This is a genomic window from Candidatus Galacturonatibacter soehngenii (assembly GCF_008830185.1).
In the GTDB taxonomy this organism is placed as follows: Bacteria; Bacillota; Clostridia; order Lachnospirales; family Lachnospiraceae; genus Lachnotalea; species Lachnotalea soehngenii.
Genome location: NZ_WAGX01000004.1, coordinates 142,588 through 160,831 on the forward strand (window position 1 = coordinate 142,588; position 18,244 = coordinate 160,831).

18 protein-coding genes are annotated in these 18,244 nt (G+C 33.6%); 15 read left to right on the top strand and 3 right to left on the bottom strand.

Features of this window, described 5'->3' with window-relative positions; genetic code table 11:
* Positions 1 to 32: 32 nt before the first annotated feature.
* From F7O84_RS03235 to F7O84_RS03265, 7 genes are all read left to right on the top strand, one after another.
* Positions 33 to 1,445 carry an oxaloacetate decarboxylase subunit alpha gene (locus F7O84_RS03235; RefSeq protein ID WP_151141908.1) on the top strand — a complete coding sequence of 471 codons (1,413 nt, stop codon included), beginning with the start codon at positions 33 to 35 and terminating at the stop codon, positions 1,443 to 1,445.
* A 141-nt stretch (positions 1,446 to 1,586) separates the two neighbouring features.
* The gene (locus F7O84_RS03240; protein ID WP_151141910.1) at positions 1,587 to 2,501 is read left to right on the top strand and encodes a MurR/RpiR family transcriptional regulator; all 915 of its coding nucleotides are present in this window, start codon (positions 1,587 to 1,589) and stop codon (positions 2,499 to 2,501) included.
* Position 2,502: 1 nt separating this feature from the next.
* Complete coding sequence (locus F7O84_RS03245) at positions 2,503 to 3,732, top strand: BaiN/RdsA family NAD(P)/FAD-dependent oxidoreductase (protein WP_151141912.1); 1,230 nt, start codon at positions 2,503 to 2,505, stop codon at positions 3,730 to 3,732.
* A 48-nt stretch (positions 3,733 to 3,780) separates the two neighbouring features.
* Positions 3,781 to 4,449, top strand: a complete 669-nt coding sequence (gene cmk, locus F7O84_RS03250) for a (d)CMP kinase (protein ID WP_151141915.1) — start codon at positions 3,781 to 3,783, stop codon at positions 4,447 to 4,449.
* On the top strand, positions 4,446 to 5,291 hold the full coding sequence (gene ispH / locus F7O84_RS03255; RefSeq protein WP_151141917.1) for a 4-hydroxy-3-methylbut-2-enyl diphosphate reductase: 846 nt from the start codon (positions 4,446 to 4,448) through the stop codon (positions 5,289 to 5,291). Before cmk ends, ispH begins: the two co-directional genes overlap by 4 nt.
* The gene (rpsA, locus tag F7O84_RS03260; protein ID WP_151141919.1) at positions 5,272 to 6,378 is read left to right on the top strand and encodes a 30S ribosomal protein S1; all 1,107 of its coding nucleotides are present in this window, start codon (positions 5,272 to 5,274) and stop codon (positions 6,376 to 6,378) included. The genes ispH and rpsA overlap by 20 nt, the downstream gene beginning before the upstream one ends.
* 166 nt (positions 6,379 to 6,544) lie before the next feature.
* The gene (locus F7O84_RS03265) at positions 6,545 to 7,318 is read left to right on the top strand and encodes a CheR family methyltransferase (RefSeq protein ID WP_151141921.1); all 774 of its coding nucleotides are present in this window, start codon (positions 6,545 to 6,547) and stop codon (positions 7,316 to 7,318) included.
* A 63-nt stretch (positions 7,319 to 7,381) separates the two neighbouring features.
* On the opposite strand, the gene F7O84_RS03270 is transcribed toward F7O84_RS03265, so the two are convergent.
* Positions 7,382 to 8,515: a ribonuclease H-like domain-containing protein gene (locus F7O84_RS03270; RefSeq protein ID WP_192451639.1), complete on the bottom strand. Its 1,134-nt coding sequence runs from the start codon at positions 8,513 to 8,515 to the stop codon at positions 7,382 to 7,384.
* A 299-nt stretch (positions 8,516 to 8,814) separates the two neighbouring features.
* Here F7O84_RS03270 and rsxC point away from each other — a divergent pair, with 299 nt between their 5' ends.
* From rsxC to F7O84_RS03310, 8 genes are all read left to right on the top strand, one after another.
* Positions 8,815 to 10,131, top strand: a complete 1,317-nt coding sequence (gene rsxC, locus F7O84_RS03275) for an electron transport complex subunit RsxC (RefSeq protein WP_151141925.1) — start codon at positions 8,815 to 8,817, stop codon at positions 10,129 to 10,131.
* 12 nt (positions 10,132 to 10,143) lie between these two features.
* Positions 10,144 to 11,076, top strand: a complete 933-nt coding sequence (locus tag F7O84_RS03280) for an RnfABCDGE type electron transport complex subunit D (RefSeq protein WP_151141927.1) — start codon at positions 10,144 to 10,146, stop codon at positions 11,074 to 11,076.
* Positions 11,073 to 11,687, top strand: coding sequence for an RnfABCDGE type electron transport complex subunit G (locus F7O84_RS03285; RefSeq protein ID WP_151141929.1), 615 nt, complete (start codon positions 11,073 to 11,075; stop codon positions 11,685 to 11,687). Before F7O84_RS03280 ends, F7O84_RS03285 begins: the two co-directional genes overlap by 4 nt.
* A complete protein-coding gene (gene rsxE, locus F7O84_RS03290; RefSeq protein ID WP_151141931.1) occupies positions 11,687 to 12,358 on the top strand; it encodes an electron transport complex subunit RsxE in 672 nt (223 codons plus the stop codon). Before F7O84_RS03285 ends, rsxE begins: the two co-directional genes overlap by 1 nt.
* A 13-nt stretch (positions 12,359 to 12,371) precedes the next feature.
* Complete coding sequence (rsxA, locus tag F7O84_RS03295) at positions 12,372 to 12,947, top strand: electron transport complex subunit RsxA (RefSeq protein ID WP_151141932.1); 576 nt, start codon at positions 12,372 to 12,374, stop codon at positions 12,945 to 12,947.
* Between the two features lie 10 nt (positions 12,948 to 12,957).
* Positions 12,958 to 13,749, top strand: a complete 792-nt coding sequence (locus F7O84_RS03300; RefSeq protein WP_151141934.1) for an RnfABCDGE type electron transport complex subunit B — start codon at positions 12,958 to 12,960, stop codon at positions 13,747 to 13,749.
* Positions 13,750 to 13,838: 89 nt separating this feature from the next.
* Positions 13,839 to 14,822 (top strand): AraC family transcriptional regulator, encoded by a 984-nt coding sequence (locus tag F7O84_RS03305; protein WP_151141936.1) that lies wholly within the window; start codon positions 13,839 to 13,841, stop codon positions 14,820 to 14,822.
* Between the two features lie 196 nt (positions 14,823 to 15,018).
* The gene (locus tag F7O84_RS03310; RefSeq protein ID WP_151141937.1) at positions 15,019 to 16,284 is read left to right on the top strand and encodes an L-rhamnose isomerase; all 1,266 of its coding nucleotides are present in this window, start codon (positions 15,019 to 15,021) and stop codon (positions 16,282 to 16,284) included.
* A gap of 61 nt (positions 16,285 to 16,345) precedes the next feature.
* Here the strand turns inward: F7O84_RS03310 and F7O84_RS03315 are convergent, their stop codons facing one another.
* Positions 16,346 to 17,530, bottom strand: coding sequence for a DUF4179 domain-containing protein (locus F7O84_RS03315; RefSeq protein WP_151141939.1), 1,185 nt, complete (start codon positions 17,528 to 17,530; stop codon positions 16,346 to 16,348).
* A complete protein-coding gene (locus F7O84_RS03320) occupies positions 17,520 to 18,056 on the bottom strand; it encodes a sigma-70 family RNA polymerase sigma factor (protein WP_243140792.1) in 537 nt (178 codons plus the stop codon). Before F7O84_RS03320 ends, F7O84_RS03315 begins: the two co-directional genes overlap by 11 nt.
* Positions 18,057 to 18,244: the final 188 nt, after the last annotated feature.

The window sequence follows — 18,244 nt, forward strand, 5'->3', positions numbered from 1 at the left end:
AAGATTGAAAAAATTGATAGGAGGTTTAGGAGATGACAGAAGTAGATAAAAAACCAGTCAAGATTATGGAAACAGTGTTACGTGATGCACATCAGTCCTTGATGGCTACGAGAATGACAACGGACCAAATGCTTCCAATTATTGAAAAGATGGATAAAGTGGGATACTACAGTGTCGAATGTTGGGGTGGTGCTACTTTTGATGCCTCACTGCGATACTTAAAGGAAGATCCATGGGATAGGCTTAGAAAATTAAAAGCTGGATTTAAAAACACCAAATTACAAATGCTTTTTAGAGGACAAAATATATTAGGTTACAGACCATACGCTGATGATGTGGTAGAATACTTTGTTCAAAAGTCGATTGCGAATGGAATTGATATCATCCGCATATTTGATTGTATGAATGATCTTCGAAACCTACAGACATCAGTGAAAGCAACCATCAAAGAGGGAGGACACTCTCAGGTTGGCTTGGCTTATACATTAGGTGATGCATATACTCTGGATTACTGGATTGAGATTGCAAAAAGGATTGAGGATATGGGAGCCCATTCTTTATGTATCAAAGATATGGCTGGGCTATTACTGCCATATAAAGCTGAAGAGCTTGTAAAGGCCTTAAAGGAAGCGATAAGTATACCAATTCAATTACACACACACTATACAAGTGGAGTGGCCTCTATGACGTATCTAAAGGCTGTTGAGGCAGGATGTGATATTATTGACACAGCAATTTCACCATTCGCACTAGGAACCAGTCAACCAGCAACAGAAGTAATGGTGGAGACATTAAAAGGAAGTTCATTTGATACAGGACTTGATCAAAAAATACTAGCAGAAATTGCAGAATATTTTAGGCCATTTAAAGAAGAAGCACTTGATAGTGGACTTATGAGTAATAAGGTATTAGGAGTGGATATTAAGACATTGTTATATCAGGTTCCAGGAGGAATGTTATCCAACATGGTTTCTCAATTAAAAGAACAAAATGCAGAGGATAAGTATTACGAGGTATTACAAGAGATTCCAAGAGTTCGAAAAGATCTGGGTGAACCACCACTTGTTACGCCATCCTCACAGATTGTTGGAACGCAGGCAGTATTAAATGTACTTATGGGAGAACGCTATAAAATTGCAACCAAAGAAACAAAGGCAGTACTTAGCGGTGAGTATGGGGTGACTGTGAAACCATTTGATCCAGAGATACAAAGAAAGGTCATAGGAGATAAGGAACCAATTACTTGCAGACCTGCCGATTTGTTAGAGGATGAATTACCTGCTATAGAAGAAGAGATGGCACAGTGGAAAGAGCAGGACGAGGATGTATTGACTTACGCATTGTTTCCACAAGTTGCATTGGAGTTTTTTAAATATAGACAGGCGCAAAAAACGAAGATAGATCCTACGGTTGCAGATGTAGTAAACGGTTCATATCCCGTTTAAGTAAAAGACCTATGAAGCTGAATTGAAATATTAAATATACTGCAAACCATGTTTGCAGTATATTTTTTTTTGATTATATGTTATACTGAAAAATGCAATAATCGTTGAATATTCTAAGAAAGAAAAGACTTGGTATTGTATATGAAGAATACAAAAGATTTGATTCGTGTGATTAATTTAAAATATAATACGCTTAGCAAAGGACAAAAGAGACTGGCTGCGTATATTTTAGAAAATTATGATAGAGCAGTTTTTTTTACTGCGACCAAATTAGGAAAAGAGGTAGGAGTCAGCGAATCTACAGTGGTACGTTTTGCTATGGGGCTTGGATTTAAAGGCTATCCAGAGTTTCAAAAGGCGCTTGAAGAGCTTGTGAGTAAGCGATTAAGTAGAATGGAAAAAATGGAAGTTACATATGGGCATAATAGCCAGTCACAACTTTTGGAGAATGTTCTTACTTCGGATATGGAAAAAATTAAACATACGATGGAGCATTTGGATGCAAAAGCATTTGAGTTGGCTGCTGACATATTGATTGGAGCTAAGAGAGTCTATATTATTGGACTTAGAAGTTGCGCTCCACTGGCCAGTTTTTTAGGATTCTATCTGAATATGATACTAGACCATGTTCTAGTTATTGATACAAACAGTACAACAGAAATTTTTGAACAGATGATGAGAATCAACAGTGATGATGTAATAGTTGGAATAAGCTTTCCTAGATATTCTATGCGTACGTTAAAGGCCTTAGAATTTGCAAATAATAGAAACGCAAAGGTTATTACTCTTACCAATGATATACATGCACCGATTAATTTATATTCGTCTTGTAATTTGGTTGCGAAAAGTGATATGGTTTCCATTGTAGATTCCCTGGTAGCCCCTTTGAGTGTAATCAATGCGTTAGTAGTTGGGATATGCATGAAACAAAAGAATAAAGTAATTCACAATTTAGAAGAGCTAGAGCGTATATGGAATGAATACCAGATTTATAATAATGATGAAATGAATTATTTGGGAAATCATTTGATGGAAGAGTTTGGACCAGGAGAATAAAATGAGTAAAGTTTTAATCGTAGGCGCAGGAGCTGCCGGAATGTTTGCTGCAATATATGCAGCAAGAAATCATAATGAGGTAATTCTTTTTGATGGAAATGAAAAGTTAGGAAAAAAGCTTTTCATCACAGGGAAAGGAAGATGTAACATTACCAATGCTTGTGATATGGATACATTATTTGATCATGTGATTTCGAATCGAAAATTTTTATATAGTGCATTTTATGGATATAATAATTATGATGTAATAGATTTCTTTGAAGAATTAGGAGTAAAAACAAAAATAGAGCGCGGAAATCGTGTATTCCCTGTTTCTGACCACTCATCTGATGTAATAAATGCATTAGGCAAAGAATTACAAAAAAATGGAGTAATTGTAAATTTAAAAACTAAGGTAAAAAACATCATAATTGAGGAAGGACAAGCAAAGGGGCTATGCCTAGATAATGGGAAGAAAGTATATGGAGAACATGTAATCATAGCGACAGGAGGTTTGTCATATCCAACGACAGGTTCTACGGGGGATGGATATGATTTTGCTAAAAAAGCAGGACATACGATAACCAGATTAACCCCTTCGTTAGTTCCATTTAAAGTAAAGGAAAACTTTGTAAAGGAATTACAAGGACTTTCTCTTAAAAATGTGAAAGCAAGTATTTTGGATGGGAAAAAACAGCTTTATAGTGATTTTGGTGAAATGCTTTTTACCCATTTTGGTGTAAGTGGCCCTTTGATGCTTAGTGCAAGTAGCTTTGCGGCAGATAAAATAAAAAAGAATTCTCTAAAGCTTATTATAGATTTAAAGCCTGCTTTGTCAGAGGAACAACTTGACATGAGACTTGTAAGAGAGTTTGAGAACTATAAAAACAAGCAATTTAAGAATGCAGTAACAAGCTTGTTTCCATCTAAACTAATACCGATTATGATTGATTTAAGCGGCATTCATCCAGATAAAAAAGTAAATGAGATCACAAAAGAAGAAAGATTATCATTTGTATCCTTAATAAAGAATTTAGAATTAACACTGATTGGATTATGTGATTATAACCAAGCTATTATAACAAAAGGTGGAGTGTCAGTAAAAGAGATTAATCCATCTACAATGGAATCAAAATTGGTGAAGCAACTCTATTTTATTGGAGAAGTTTTGGATTTGGATGCACTCACGGGCGGATTTAATTTACAGATTGCCTGGTCAAGTGCATATGCTGCGGGAAGTAGTATATGGTAAATACCATTCGTAAGGATAATATTATAAATAGGAAAGAGGATAAAATGTATGAGCTTTAGTGTAGCAATTGATGGACCAGCAGGAGCAGGTAAAAGTACAATAGCAAAAGAAATAGCGAAAAGATTAGGATATATATATGTAGATACAGGTGCAATGTATCGTGCAATGGCACTTTATATGATTCGAAAGAATATTAAGCCTGATGAAACAGACAAAATGAGTCTTGCTAGTAAAGAGGTAGATATTACAATTGAGTATTATAATGGAGAACAATTGGTAATATTAAATGGAGAGAATGTAAATCCATTTATTCGATCAGAAGAAGTAGGGAACATGGCATCTGTAAGTTCGGCAAATAAAGATGTAAGATTTAAACTTGTTGATTTGCAACGTCAATTGGCGAGTAAGGCAGATGTTATTATGGATGGTAGAGATATTGGTACTTATGTTTTACCAAATGCCAATATTAAGATATATTTGACTGCAAGCTCAAAAGTTCGTGCAAAACGAAGATATGAAGAGTTGACGCAGAAGGGATTGTCCTGTAATATAGAAGAAATAGAAAAAGATATTATTGAAAGAGATAGAAGAGACAGTACAAGAGAGTTTGCTCCTCTTAAGCAAGCAGAAGATGCAATTCTTATTGATTCTTCCGATATGAGTATTGAACAAGTGATCAATACGGTTATTAAAATGGTGAATGGAGGAAATAAATGAAAGTAGTATTAGCAAAGACAGCAGGTTTTTGCTTTGGTGTAAAACGAGCAGTTGAAACTGTATATGAACAAGTGGGAAAGGATAACATCTATACCTATGGACCAATCATTCACAACGAAGAAGTCGTAAAGGATTTGGAGAAAAAAGGTGTAAAGGTAATCCACACAGAAGAAGAATTAAATCAAATCACAGAGGGTACCGTTATTATTCGATCTCACGGTACTGCAAAAAGAATATACGATATTTTAAACGAAAAAAGAATCAATTATGTGGATGCAACTTGCCCATTTGTAAAAAAAATTCATAAAATTGTAAAAGAATATGGACAACGAGGGTATGAAATTGTTATTATTGGTAATGACAAGCATCCAGAAGTGGAAGGAATAAAAGGTTGGTGCGATTCTAAAGTTAGTGTGATTGAAAATATAGAAGAAGCAAATAATTATAGTGCATCAAATAATCAAAAAGTGTGTATTGTGTCACAAACGACATTTAACTACAATAAATTTAAAGATTTAGTTGAAATTATTTCAAAAAAGGGTTATGATATAATTGTTTTAAATACGATTTGTAATGCGACGGAGGAAAGACAAGTAGAAGCCAGTCGAGTTGCCAGTCAGGTTGATGCTATGATTGTCATTGGAGACAAGCATAGTTCCAATACGCAAAAGTTATTTGAAATTTGTAAAGATGAATGTGAAAATACTTACTATATACAGACACTAGATGACTTGGATACGCAGTCCTTGCAGTTCTTTGGTAGCGTAGGTATTACAGCAGGGGCTTCAACCCCAAATAATATTATTGAGGAGGTTCATTCAAATGTCAGAAATGAGTTTTGAAGAAATGCTTGAAGAATCATTGAAAACAATACGTACAGGGGAGGTAGTTGAAGGCACTGTTATCGATGTCAAAGAAGATGAGATCATCTTAAATATAGGTTACAAGTCAGATGGAATTATCACTAGAAACGAATATACAAATACCCCAAACGTAGATTTAACAACAGTAGTTTCTGTTGGAGATACAATGGAAGTAAAGGTATTAAAAGTAAATGACGGCGAAGGACAGGTTTTATTAACTTATAAGAGACTTGCCGCTGAAAAAGGTAGCAAGAGATTAGAAGAAGCATTTAACAACAAAGAAGTGTTAAAAGCAAAAGTTGATAAAGTTTTAGACGGTGGATTAAGCATTGTTGTAGATGAAGCAAGAGTATTTATTCCAGCAAGTTTAGTATCTGATACTTATGAAAAAAATCTTGCAAAGTATGCAGGTGAGGAAATTGAATTTGTAATTAGCGAATTCAATCCTAAGAAAAGAAGAATCATTGGTGATCGTAAGCAATTATTAGTTGCTAAGAAAAACGAATTACAAAAAGAATTATTTGAAAAAATTAAAGTTGGTGACGTAGTAGAAGGTACAGTTAAAAATGTAACTGATTTTGGTGCATTTATTGACCTAGGCGGCGCTGACGGTCTGCTTCACATTTCAGAAATGTCTTGGGGGAGAGTAGAAAATCCAAAGAAAGTATTTAAAGTTGGGGAAACCATCAAAGTTCTTATTAAAGAAATCAGTGGTGACAAAATTGCACTTAGCCTTAAATTTGAAAATACTAATCCATGGATTCATGCTGAAAAAAAATATGCAGTTGGTAGTATCGTAACAGGTAGAGCTGCAAGAATGACTGATTTTGGTGCATTTGTAGAATTAGAAGCTGGTGTAGATGCTTTGCTTCACGTTTCACAGATTTCAAAAGAGCACGTTGAAAAGCCATCAGATGTATTGAAAATCAATCAAGAAATCACTGCAAAAGTTGTAGATTTTAATGCAGATGACAAGAAAATTAGTTTAAGTATCAAGGCATTAGAAGAAAATGCCGAAGAAGCTGGAGATTCTACAGCTGAAGTTGAGGAATCAATAGAGGAATAAGTTTATAATATGCAGATGATGATGATCTGTTTATGATAAGTATAATAAGGAAAACCTGTTAGACAGGCTTTCCTTATTATTTATATGAAAATAAATTTGTTTTCAGGGTAAAATACCCTTTTTCCAATATTATATCGTGACTATAACATACAAAGGAGTTGTCTAAATGGAAGGTTATGAAAAATTTAAAGGCGACGTCTTCAAACTTACAAAAATTGATTTAGATGCATATAAAGAACGTCAGATGAAACGACGTATTGACACACTGATTACAAAAAATAATATAAAAACATATGATGACTACATAAGGACCATTAAAGTTGACGCGAAGATGTTTGAAGAGTTTGTTAATTATTTGACCATTAATGTGTCAGAATTTTACAGAAATCCAGAACAGTGGGAACTACTTGAGAAAGAGGTATTTCCTAAATTGATATCAACCAATGGCAAAAATTTAAAAATATGGAGTGCAGCCTGTTCCACAGGTGATGAACCTTATTCTTTGGTTATGGCATTATCAAAATTTCTGCCATTGAACCAGATAAAGATTATAGCAACAGATATTGATAAACAGGTATTACATAAGGCTCAAGTAGGTCTATACAATGCAAAAAGTGTTGCCAGTGTACCAAAAGAGTTTTTGAATAAGTATTTTACAAAGGTCGGTTTGTCCTATCAGATATCAGAAGAAATCAAACAAAGAGTGGAATTCAAACAGCATAATTTATTAAAGGATCCGTATCCATCAGGGTGTAATTTAATTGTATGTAGAAATGTTTTGATCTATTTCACAGAAGAAGCAAAGGATGAAATATACAAGAAATTTCATGATGCATTGGCTAAAGATGGTATTTTGTTTATTGGTAGTACGGAACAAATTATGCAATACAAAGAATTAGGATTTGGAAGATATAAATCATTTTTTTATTCAAAAGATTAATTCGTTTTTATTATAAAGGAGCTACACACAGATAATTTTGTCTAGTGTGTAGCCCCTTTTTAGTCAATTATTATGGATTAAAACATCAAATATATGTAGAACATACTTCTTTATTAAAGCTTCATTGTTTAAGATATCATCGGTAAGTTCAAAAAATGTTTTTTTATCGTTATAATTTTCCCTAAAGCAAGGACTAACGATAGTTTGATGCTGAGGAAGAAAATACCCAGATTTTTTAATATAGCAATTGGATGACTTGGCTTTTGAGCGAAATTCTTTATTAACAAAAGAAGCAACGCTTTTATGAATTGCAATGTCTTCATTTGGAAGGTAATAGTAATCCTTGTAATTACTATAAAAATATTTTAGTTCATTAGAGTTTACTTTGATTTTTAATTTGCCAGTATTTTTATTACCAATAAAATAAAAATCTCCAGTCCCATATGAGATTCGTTTTGGCAATTCCACTTGTAGTTTTAGTTCAATGAAAAATTCAAATTGTTGTTCATGATACATATCTGTGTATGGTTTTACATCAAACCCTTTTACTGAAAATAAGCCATTAAACAAAGCGTGATAAGAGAGAATTGGAAGTAAACCAAATAATCCACATAGATCTTCTTTGTTATGTAGAAGTAGTAGTCTTTTTGCTTCTTCATCGGGCTGAATCAAGTATTGTGAATAAACATGTATCAATTGACCCCCGCTAAATTTATCTTCGCGTGTAATGTCTAAGAATGTCTCTACTGTTTTTTGTTTTAAGTTTTCTAGCTTGAAAAATTTCTTATAGGGTGAAAGTAGCTTATATAAATCTATGCTTTCCTTTAAATGAAATGTTTGATTTAACTCATAATTAGAAGATTTTTGAATTAGATAAGGAATATCAAAACCATTTCCATTATAATGAAGGAGTGCTTTATAATCTTTAGAAAATTCAAAAAAAGCTTCTAGGATTTCTTTCTCATCTTGGCTAGAGTCTGCAAACCATTGAATCAGTTTAAAGGTATTGTTTTGAAAATAGATACAACCAATCAGATAACAAAACGTATTTTTAGGAGAAAAGCCAGTTGTTTCTATATCGAATATCAAGACATCGCAAGGGTTCAACTCATCTTTACAAAGGAGTTGATGTAAAATAAAATGAAAGCCTTTTAAGTTGTCTAAATCACTATGTAAATCGAAAGTTCTTATATACATTATCATTCCTCAATTGTAAGTAAATATATTACATATTAGTTACACCTTTATCTTATCTAGAAAAAATAAAAAAAGCAAGTCTCTCTTTTTCGTTAGTAAAAGATTGAACTCACATAAATTGATAAAATTTTCACATAATTTATTTATTTTTATATATATTATACATCAATTTTTACAAAAAATAAAGTATGGATTTTGCATACAAAATCTAGTATATTTATAATCAGAGTAGTATCGCAATACTTAGATTGTAAAAGTTACTCCGTAAAAAATAATATATAACAGAAAGGTCGGACAAAATGGGAGCATTTACATTTAAAGGTGGAATACATCCTTATGATGGAAAAGATTTATCGAAAGATAAACCGATTAAAACAGTTTTACCAAAAGGTGAGCTGGTTTATCCCCTGTCACAACATATTGGTGCGCCAGCGACACCGATTGTTGCAAAAGGAGATAGAGTGTTAAAGGGTCAGAAGATTGCAGAAGCAACTGGCTTTGTATCTGCTAATATTCATGCATCTGTTTCTGGTACAGTCAAAACGATTGAACCAAGACTAACCGTAACAGGAACTATGATAAATTCAATAATCATCGAAAACGACGGACTTTATGAAGAAGTTGAGTATCAAAATGTTAAACCTCTTGATGCATTATCAAAGGATGAAATTAGAGCAATGATTAAAGAAGCTGGCATTGTTGGAATGGGAGGAGCGGGGTTTCCTACTCATGTAAAGCTTACTCCAAAAGACGACAATGCCATTGATTATGTAATTGCTAACTGTGCTGAATGTGAGCCTTATTTAACTTCTGATTATAGAAGAATGTTAGAAGAACCAGAAAAGATTATTGGAGGAATGAAGGCGACATTAAAGCTTTTTGATAAGGCAAAAGGAATTCTAGCAGTAGAAGATAATAAACCAGACTGTATAGAAAAGCTAAAATCGTTATTACAGAAAGAAGATAACATTGAAGTGGTTGCCTTAAAAACAAAATATCCTCAAGGAGCAGAACGTCAATTAATCTATGCAGCAACAGGTAGAGCAATTAATTCCTCTATGCTTCCTGCAGATGCAGGGTGTGTTGTGAATAATGTTGATACAATTGTTGCAATTTATATGGCTGTTTTTGAGGGAAAACCACTGATGCATAGAATTGTAACCGTGACAGGAAATGCGATTCAAGATCCTCGTAACTTTCTAGTCTGCACAGGAACAAATTATAGTGAGTTAATCGAAGAGGCTGGTGGCTTCAAACAAGAACCAGCAAAAATGATATCGGGTGGGCCGATGATGGGATTTAGCATATACAATATTGATGTACCTGCTACAAAAACATCGTCTGCTTTGTTATGTCTAACAGAAGATGATGTTGCAAAGTTTGAACCATCTGCTTGTATCAACTGCGGAAAATGTGTAGAGGTCTGTCCAGGAAGAATAATTCCAGCAAGATTGGGTGATTTTGCAGAAAGAAATGATGAAGCTAACTTTTTGAAATATGATGGGTTGGAATGCTGTGCATGTGGTTGCTGCAGCTTTATTTGCCCTGCCAAAAGACATTTAACGCAGTCGATAAAATCAATGCGACTACTAGTTTTAGCGAATAAAAAGAAATAGGAGGGATTATAAGTGAGTGATTTAAAAAGCGTTTCAGCGTCACCACATGTGAGAGCTAAATTTACGAGCGGGAATATTATGCTAATGGTTTTCATTGCTCTATTACCTGCAAGTTTATTTGGAATCTATAATTTTGGACTGAAAGCATTATTTATTATTCTTGCAAGCGTTATAACATGTGTTCTTACAGAATACGTTTATCAATATTTTATGAAAAAACCAATTACAATTGGTGATTATAGTGCCGCCGTAACAGGACTTTTGTTGGCATTAAATCTTCCTTCTTCCGTTCCAATATGGATGCCTGTCATTGGTGGTGTCTTTGCAATATTAGTTGTGAAACAGGTTTTTGGAGGACTTGGTCAAAACTTTATGAATCCAGCACTAGGTGCTCGTTGCTTTCTATTAATATCTTTTACAGGAAGAATGACGAACTTTACATATGATGCAATATCAGGAGCTACACCACTTGCCTTATTAAAGAGTGGTGAAACTGTGAATACTTGGAAGATGTTTTTAGGTTCTACGCAAGGAACAATAGGTGAGACATCCGTAATCGCAATTATGCTTGGTGCAATTTTCTTATTAGCGACTGGAGTAATCAAAATTACAATTCCAGCATCTTACATTTTATCGTTTCTTGTTTTCGTGGGAATTTTTTCTGGAAGAGGATTTGATGTAAATTATCTAATGGGACAGTTATGTGGCGGTGGTCTTATGCTTGGAGCGTGGTTTATGGCTACTGATTATGTAACATCACCGATAACCCAGAAGGGTAGAGTTGTGTACGGAATCATTTTGGGAGTTCTTACTGGATTATTTCGATTGTTTGGAGGTTCAGCAGAAGGCGTTTCCTATGCAATTATCTTTAGTAATCTATTAGTGCCTCTTATTGAGAGATTTACTCTCCCGACAGCATTTGGAAAGGAGAAGAAAAGAGCATGAATACAAAAATAATGAAAGACGCAGCGATGCTAACAATCATAACGTTGATTGCAGGTCTTTTACTTGGGTTAGTTTATGAAGTAACTAAGAATCCAATTAAAGTACAACAGGCTTTGACAAAACAAAAATCGTTTCAAGCAGTATTTCAAGATGCGACTGAATTTAATAAATTGGATAATTTTCATAAAGAAAATGCGATGCAAATATTAAGTCAGGCAGGATATGAGCAAGAATCCATAGATGAGGCTGTTCAAGCTCTGGATGCGAATGGAACAATTCTTGGCTATGTTATGCAGGTTACAACGAGTGAAGGATATGGAGGGGATATTACATTTTCAATGGGAATCCGTCTGGATGGAACGGTGAATGGATATGAAATACTTCGTATTAGTGAAACAGCAGGTCTAGGCATGAAGGCAAAGGATGCTTCCTTTAAAGACCAGTATGCAAATAAGAACGTAGATAGTTTTGCATATACCAAAACAGGTGCAACAGCTGAAAACGAAATTGATGCCATCAGTGGTGCAACGATTACGACGAATGCAATCACAAATGGAGTAAATGCAGGAATCGTATACTTTAATAGTATTGCAAAAGGAGGAAGCAAGTAATGAATAAAGTAGTAGAAAGACTTTTTAACGGTATCATTAAAGAAAATCCTACCTTTGTATTAATGCTTGGTATGTGTCCGACTCTTGCGGTTACGACTTCGGCGGTAAATGGACTTGGTATGGGACTTACAACAACAGTGGTACTTATTATGTCAAATATGATAATTTCTATGCTTCGTAACATTATACCAGACAAAGTAAGAATGCCAGCTTACATTGTAATTGTAGCGTCCTTTGTTACAATTGTTCAATTTTTACTAGAAGGTTATGTACCAAGCCTTTATGATTCGCTTGGTATTTATATTCCGTTAATTGTTGTTAACTGTATTATTTTAGGAAGAGCAGAAAGCTATGCTTCAAAAAACCCTGTAGTACCATCTATTTTTGATGGAGTTGGTATGGGACTTGGATTTACAATTGGATTGACTGCAATAGGTGCAGTAAGAGAATTAGTCGGAGCAGGTACTATATTTTCAAAACAAATAATGCCAAGCGCTTATGAACCGATTACTATCTTTATTCTTGCACCAGGAGCATTCTTTGTATTAGCCATGCTTACTGCAATACAAAATAAAGTAAAGAATAACGTAGCAAATAACGATAAAAAAACAAGTGGCGGATGTGGCGAAGATGGATGTGATAGCTGTTCTAGCCACTGTGGCTTGAATTAGGAGGTGGGCATAAATGAAAGAATTAATTATAATTGCAATTAGTTCAGCACTTGTAAACAATGTTGTATTAAGCCAATTTTTAGGTTTATGTCCATTCTTAGGTGTGTCTAAGAAGGTTGAAACAGCAGGTGGAATGGGTGGAGCGGTAATTTTTGTATTAACGATTGCTTCAGCCTTTACAAGTGTTATCTATAAATTTGTACTTGTAAATACTGGTTTAGAATATATGCAGACGATTGTTTTTATTTTGGTAATTGCTGCATTAGTACAATTTGTTGAAATGTTTTTAAAGAAAACGAGTCCTTCGCTTTATCAGGCATTAGGGGTATACTTACCACTTATTACAACGAACTGTGCTGTATTAGGGGTTGCTCTAACAAACGTGCAAAAATCATATAATATTTTAAGTGGTATTGTAAATGGATTTGCAACTGCCGTTGGATTTACCATAGCAATCGTAATCATGGCTGGTATCCGAGAAAAAATTGAATATAATGATGTTTCTCCTTCGTTTAAAGGATCACCTATCGTATTAATTACTGCAGGTCTAATGGCAATTGCTTTTTTTGGATTTGCAGGTCTAATATAGGAGGTTACACATGAGTATAATAGGTATAATAATAGCGGCTGTCATTGTTGGTGTGACTGGTTTGTTAATAGGTCTATTCCTGGGAATTGCAGGTGAAAAGCTAAAAGTTGAGGTTGATGAAAAAGAACTACAAATCCGTGATGCGCTTCCAGGAAATAACTGCGGTGGCTGTGGATATGCGGGTTGTGATGCACTTGCAAAAGCGATTGCAGAAGGAGAAGCAGAGGTTTCTGCTTGTCCAGTAGGAGGTAGTCCTGTAGCAGACAAAATCGGCGAGATTATGGGAGTTGCAGCAGGAGAAACCATAAAAGAAGTTGCATTTGTAAAATGTGCAGGAACATGTGATAAGACAAAGCAAAACTATGAATATCACGGAGTACAAGACTGTAAGATGCTTGCCTTTGTTCCGGGCGGTGGACCAAAGGCCTGTGACTATGGATGTATGGGCTTTGGAAGTTGTGTAAAAGTCTGTCCTTTTGATGCAATTCACATTATTGACGGAATTGCTAAGGTAGATAAAGAAAAGTGTAAAGCCTGCGGTAAGTGTATTGCAGAGTGTCCGAAAAAATTAATTGAACTTGTTCCTTATGCAGCAAAACACTTAGTTCAATGTAATTCAAAGGATAAGGGCAAAGATGTTATGAAAGGATGTTCGGTTGGTTGTATTGCTTGTAAAATGTGTGAAAAAGTATGTGAATTTGATGCAATTAAAGTAGTTGATAATATTGCACATATTGATTATAATAAATGTACTTACTGTGGCAAATGCGTAGAGAAATGTCCGAAAAAAATTATTCTATAAATAAAATATCAATGATGAAATAGATGTGAGATTCTCACATCTATTTCTAAATTCACGACAAGTGATAACGTGGGATAAAGGGGAAGAACATGAATACAGAGTTAATGGATCGATTGAAACCAGTAACAGAGGAAGAAAAAAGAATTCTGATTGGTGACAAGAAAATAAATAAAGAAATCTATACAACGAGTAATGAATTTACCATTGATAGTAATAAAATGCTAGAAAAAGGACGCTTAATTGATATTCGAACACATACTCGTTTTATTGATTTTCCTGCCCATAAACACAATTATATTGAAATCATGTATATGTGTACGGGAAAAACAACACATATCATAAATGGAGATACAAAGGTTGTTTTGGAAAAGGGGAATTTACTCTTTTTAAATCAGTTTTCTTATCATGAGATTCTTCCAGCTGGAATGGAGGATATTGGTATTAATTTTATTATCTTACCTGAATTTTTTGATGAAGTATTACCAATGCTTCATAAGGATAATGCGTTAAGTAACTTTTTGGTAGATACGCTAAGGCAAAATACAACGCAGGCTAGTTATCTGCACTATAAGGTATGTGATATTATACCCATTCAAAATTTGATTGAAAATCTAGTGTGGGATTTAATTAATAAACAACATAATCATAGACAGATTGACCAAACAACAATGGGCCTTTTATTTATGCAACTAGTGAATCAGACAGAGAGAATTGAGTATGATAAACAAAATCAAAGCTACAATACAGTTGCAATTAAAGTGCTAAAATATATAGAAGAAAATTATAAGACTGCGAATTTAACAACGCTTGCAAAAAGTATGAATCAATCCATTTCCAGCCTTAGCAAAATGATAAAAAGTAGTACTGGAAGCACATTTAAAGAACTATTACAAAACAAGAGGCTAAACCAGTCAGCACACCTGTTATCCGCGACTAAATTACCAATTACAGACATCATTTATATGGTTGGATATGATAATACAAGTTATTTTCATAGGATATTTAAAGAACGATATGGATTAAGTCCCAAACAATATCGCGACAAAAAAGAATCAAATGATAAAACGATGTGAAGTTCATAAGGAAAATAAGGACGTAAAAATATAAAAATTACGTCCTTGTTATAGAAGTCTGCTTTGTATATAATGAATACGAAAAGCAGATTTTTTATTAACATACTATACAAATTACAATATGCTTTAGCAGTTGAAGTGAAATATAGTTATCAATTAAAGTAAATTTATATAATATGAAAGGTGGAAAAAAAGAATGTACGATGTAAAAAAAGGCTATGAATTAGCAAAAGAATTCTATGCTCAATATGGTATTGACGTAGACAAAGCAATTGAGATTGCAAATGCTACTCCTATTTCAATGCATTGCTGGCAAGGAGATGATGTAGCTGGATGTGAAAAGAAAGAGGACACTTCGTTAACAGGTGGTATTCAAGCGACTGGTAATTATCCAGGAAAGGCAAGAAACGGAGAGGAATTACGTGCTGACATTGAGACAGCTATGAAATACATTCCAGGTGAATTAAAACTTAATTTACATGCAAATTATCAAGAAGCGGATAGTTTTGTTGACCGTAATGAAATTGAGCCAAAGCATTTTGATAAATGGGTGAATTGGGCAGTAGAAAAAGGAATCGGACTTGATTTTAACCCAACGTATTTTTCACATCCAAAGAGCGATAAAGCAACTTTATCCTCTGATGATGAAGAAATTCGTAAATTCTGGATTGAACATGGTATCCGTTGTCGTCAGATTGGAGAATATTTCTATAAGAAGACTGGAAAACCATGCGTAATCAACCACTGGACTCCTGATGGAGATAAAGAAGTACCAATCGATACCATTGGACCAAGACAGAGATTAAAAGACAGTTATGATCAAATCTTTGAGGCAACAAAAGATGTAGAAGGTGTAATTGATGGTATCGAATCAAAAGTATTTGGTATTGGAGCGGAAAGCTTTACCGCTGGTTCTCATGAATTTTGCATGGGATATGTAATGAAAGCAAACAAAGACCATATTATTATGACGTTAGATACAGGACATTATCATCCAACAGAAGTGGTTTCTGCTAAATTAGCATCTATCTTTACTTTCTCTGATAATGTATTACTTCATGTTTCACGTCCAATTCGTTGGGATTCTGACCATGTAGTAAGCTTTGACGATGAAACAAGAGCAATCATGGAAGAATTAGTACGTATGGACAAGTTAAAAGATACTTATGTTGCAACTGATTTCTTTGATGCTTCTATTAATCGTATTGTAGCTTGGGTAACTGGTATGAGAAATACAAGAAAAGCAATGTTAGCTGCATTATTACAGCCAGTTGATAAGATGAAAGAGATTGAAAAGAGTGGAGACGTAAGCGCACGTTTGGCTTACAAAGAAGAATTCAAAGCAGCACCATTTGCATTGGTATGGGATTATTATTGCCAGCAACAAAATGCAGGTGTAGGTCTTGAATGGCTTAAGGAAGTTCAAACATATGAAAGTGACGTTCTTTCAAAAAGAAATTAAAATTTGCCAATTTTAATATAGTTCTATGTTAGAGCACGACTTTGTCGTGCTCTTTGCCATGTCAATCTTTGGTTTCAAAGGTTACTGACGTACTATATAAGCAATTTTCTTCCAAGTACTTCGCAAATGTTTTGGTTTTCTTTTTCTCTTCGTAATCTTCCGAAAAATAGTAACCCTTTAGTTCGTCCATATAACGAATGTAATCGCAGATAAAAATAGATACAGTACTTGTATCTCTGCCATATACTTGGAAAGTATATGCATAGTCTCCCTGAAAATCCAATAAATCACCATTGTTGTCGCAAATGGCTAAAAAGTAATTGTTAGCGACTTCTGATGAAGGGAAAATTTCTTTTGCGGATATTTCATAAGGTGTTTTCTCAACATTTTTAATACCAATTCCATTTTCAGCAGTATCGTTTATTTCTACTACTTGTGTTTTAGACAAATCAATCGATACATCTAGTTGAAAATTCCAGTTACCTTCGTATTCTTTTTTGGCAGAATCATAGATAATCATAGCATTACCATTATAATCTTTGCCTTCCGTGCTTATTTGGTCAAATAAGTCTCCATAAAATTTTGTGATATTTAGGTCATACTGAAATTGGTCAGGAACATCTACGTTCAAATGAGCTAGGTCAATGCGTATGATTCCAACAAATGTATTCATATCTTTAAATTTTCCTTCAATGTAATAAGGGTTTAGATTGTTTTCTGTAAAACTTAGTTTTCCTATTGATAAAAGTTCGATTCTATCATAATCTAAAATATAATCTTCCATATTTTGTGTTCGATTAAAATCTGGTGGAAATTCTTCCTCATTAAAAATGGTTACACCAAGATACAATGCCTTGCTGTTATAATATACTTCTGAGACTGTTACTGTTATTCCATTGGAGGTTTGAGACAAATAATTATAATTGGAAGTTTCTTCTATCTGTTTATTAATGGTATCTGTATTGTCATACGGGTGCTTGGAAACTGTACTAAAGTTACCCTTATAACTAACATCTTTTTCCACATATTTAAATATGTGACCAATGATTGGTATTTTGCTTGCAAGAACGGGATTAGACATACCAAAAATCAAAAAAGAAAAAGATATTATAACAATACTACCAGATATGAGGATTCGTTTATGTCGTACCATTTTTTGATGTTTTTTTTGAACTAAAAGCAAGCTTTCGTTGACCACTTCATCTAATCTATCAGGAACGTTTATTTTATCAAAATCATTTTGCATAGAGATAGTCCTCCTTTAAATATTGTTTTAACTCTTTCTTTGCACGATATAAATAGGCTTTAACAGAGCCTTCTGGTATATTCATTAAGCTGGATATTTCATTGATTTTTAAATCATTAAAATATTTTAAGATTATGATCGTTTTATAAATTTCTGATAAATTGTCAATTGCTTCATACAAATCTAATTTTTCTTCTAACATAGGTTGAAGATAAGATTTAGTAATATCCTCTATTGTTTCGATAGAAATGGTTGAATTACGTCTCTTTAAAACGGTAAGGCTATTATTTATTAGTATTTTTGTAATCCATGTTTTAAAAAACTGAGGATGTTTTAATTTGCGTATGGATTCATAGCCCTTTAATATACTTTCTTGAACGATATCCAAAGCGCTATCTTCATCCTTAACATAAAGGAAGGCAGTTTTATATAAATAGTCTTGATAATAATGTATTAGGTTTCCATAGGCTTTTGGATTACCTTTCATTGCTTTTTTTACTAAATGTAATTCCTCTTTGGAATTCAAGTTTACACGTCCTCTCTTGGTTATAATTGAAGTTCTTTTATTGAAACTAGTTTCATACATTAGACATTTTAAAGAGGATAAAAGATACAAGTATTTTTATTTTTCATTATAATAGTTTTAAACTAGTAAAGTCTACATAAGAATATATTGGAAACTCATACTTAAATGATAATAAAAATATAGCACTA

Coding starts and splice junctions, on each gene's coding strand:
- F7O84_RS03300 (WP_151141934.1), top strand. CDS start 12,958: ATGAGTATAATAGGTATAATAATAGCGGCTGTCATTGTTGGTGTGACT.
- F7O84_RS03270 (WP_192451639.1), bottom strand. CDS start 8,515: ATGTATATAAGAACTTTCGATTTACATAGTGATTTAGACAACTTAAAA.
- F7O84_RS03315 (WP_151141939.1), bottom strand. CDS start 17,530: ATGCAAAATGATTTTGATAAAATAAACGTTCCTGATAGATTAGATGAA.
- F7O84_RS03285 (WP_151141929.1), top strand. CDS start 11,073: ATGAATACAAAAATAATGAAAGACGCAGCGATGCTAACAATCATAACG.
- rsxC (WP_151141925.1), top strand. CDS start 8,815: ATGGGAGCATTTACATTTAAAGGTGGAATACATCCTTATGATGGAAAA.
- cmk (WP_151141915.1), top strand. CDS start 3,781: ATGAGCTTTAGTGTAGCAATTGATGGACCAGCAGGAGCAGGTAAAAGT.
- ispH (WP_151141917.1), top strand. CDS start 4,446: ATGAAAGTAGTATTAGCAAAGACAGCAGGTTTTTGCTTTGGTGTAAAA.
- F7O84_RS03240 (WP_151141910.1), top strand. CDS start 1,587: ATGAAGAATACAAAAGATTTGATTCGTGTGATTAATTTAAAATATAAT.
- F7O84_RS03310 (WP_151141937.1), top strand. CDS start 15,019: ATGTACGATGTAAAAAAAGGCTATGAATTAGCAAAAGAATTCTATGCT.
- rsxE (WP_151141931.1), top strand. CDS start 11,687: ATGAATAAAGTAGTAGAAAGACTTTTTAACGGTATCATTAAAGAAAAT.
- rpsA (WP_151141919.1), top strand. CDS start 5,272: ATGTCAGAAATGAGTTTTGAAGAAATGCTTGAAGAATCATTGAAAACA.
- rsxA (WP_151141932.1), top strand. CDS start 12,372: ATGAAAGAATTAATTATAATTGCAATTAGTTCAGCACTTGTAAACAAT.
- F7O84_RS03245 (WP_151141912.1), top strand. CDS start 2,503: ATGAGTAAAGTTTTAATCGTAGGCGCAGGAGCTGCCGGAATGTTTGCT.
- F7O84_RS03265 (WP_151141921.1), top strand. CDS start 6,545: ATGGAAGGTTATGAAAAATTTAAAGGCGACGTCTTCAAACTTACAAAA.
- F7O84_RS03235 (WP_151141908.1), top strand. CDS start 33: ATGACAGAAGTAGATAAAAAACCAGTCAAGATTATGGAAACAGTGTTA.
- F7O84_RS03305 (WP_151141936.1), top strand. CDS start 13,839: ATGAATACAGAGTTAATGGATCGATTGAAACCAGTAACAGAGGAAGAA.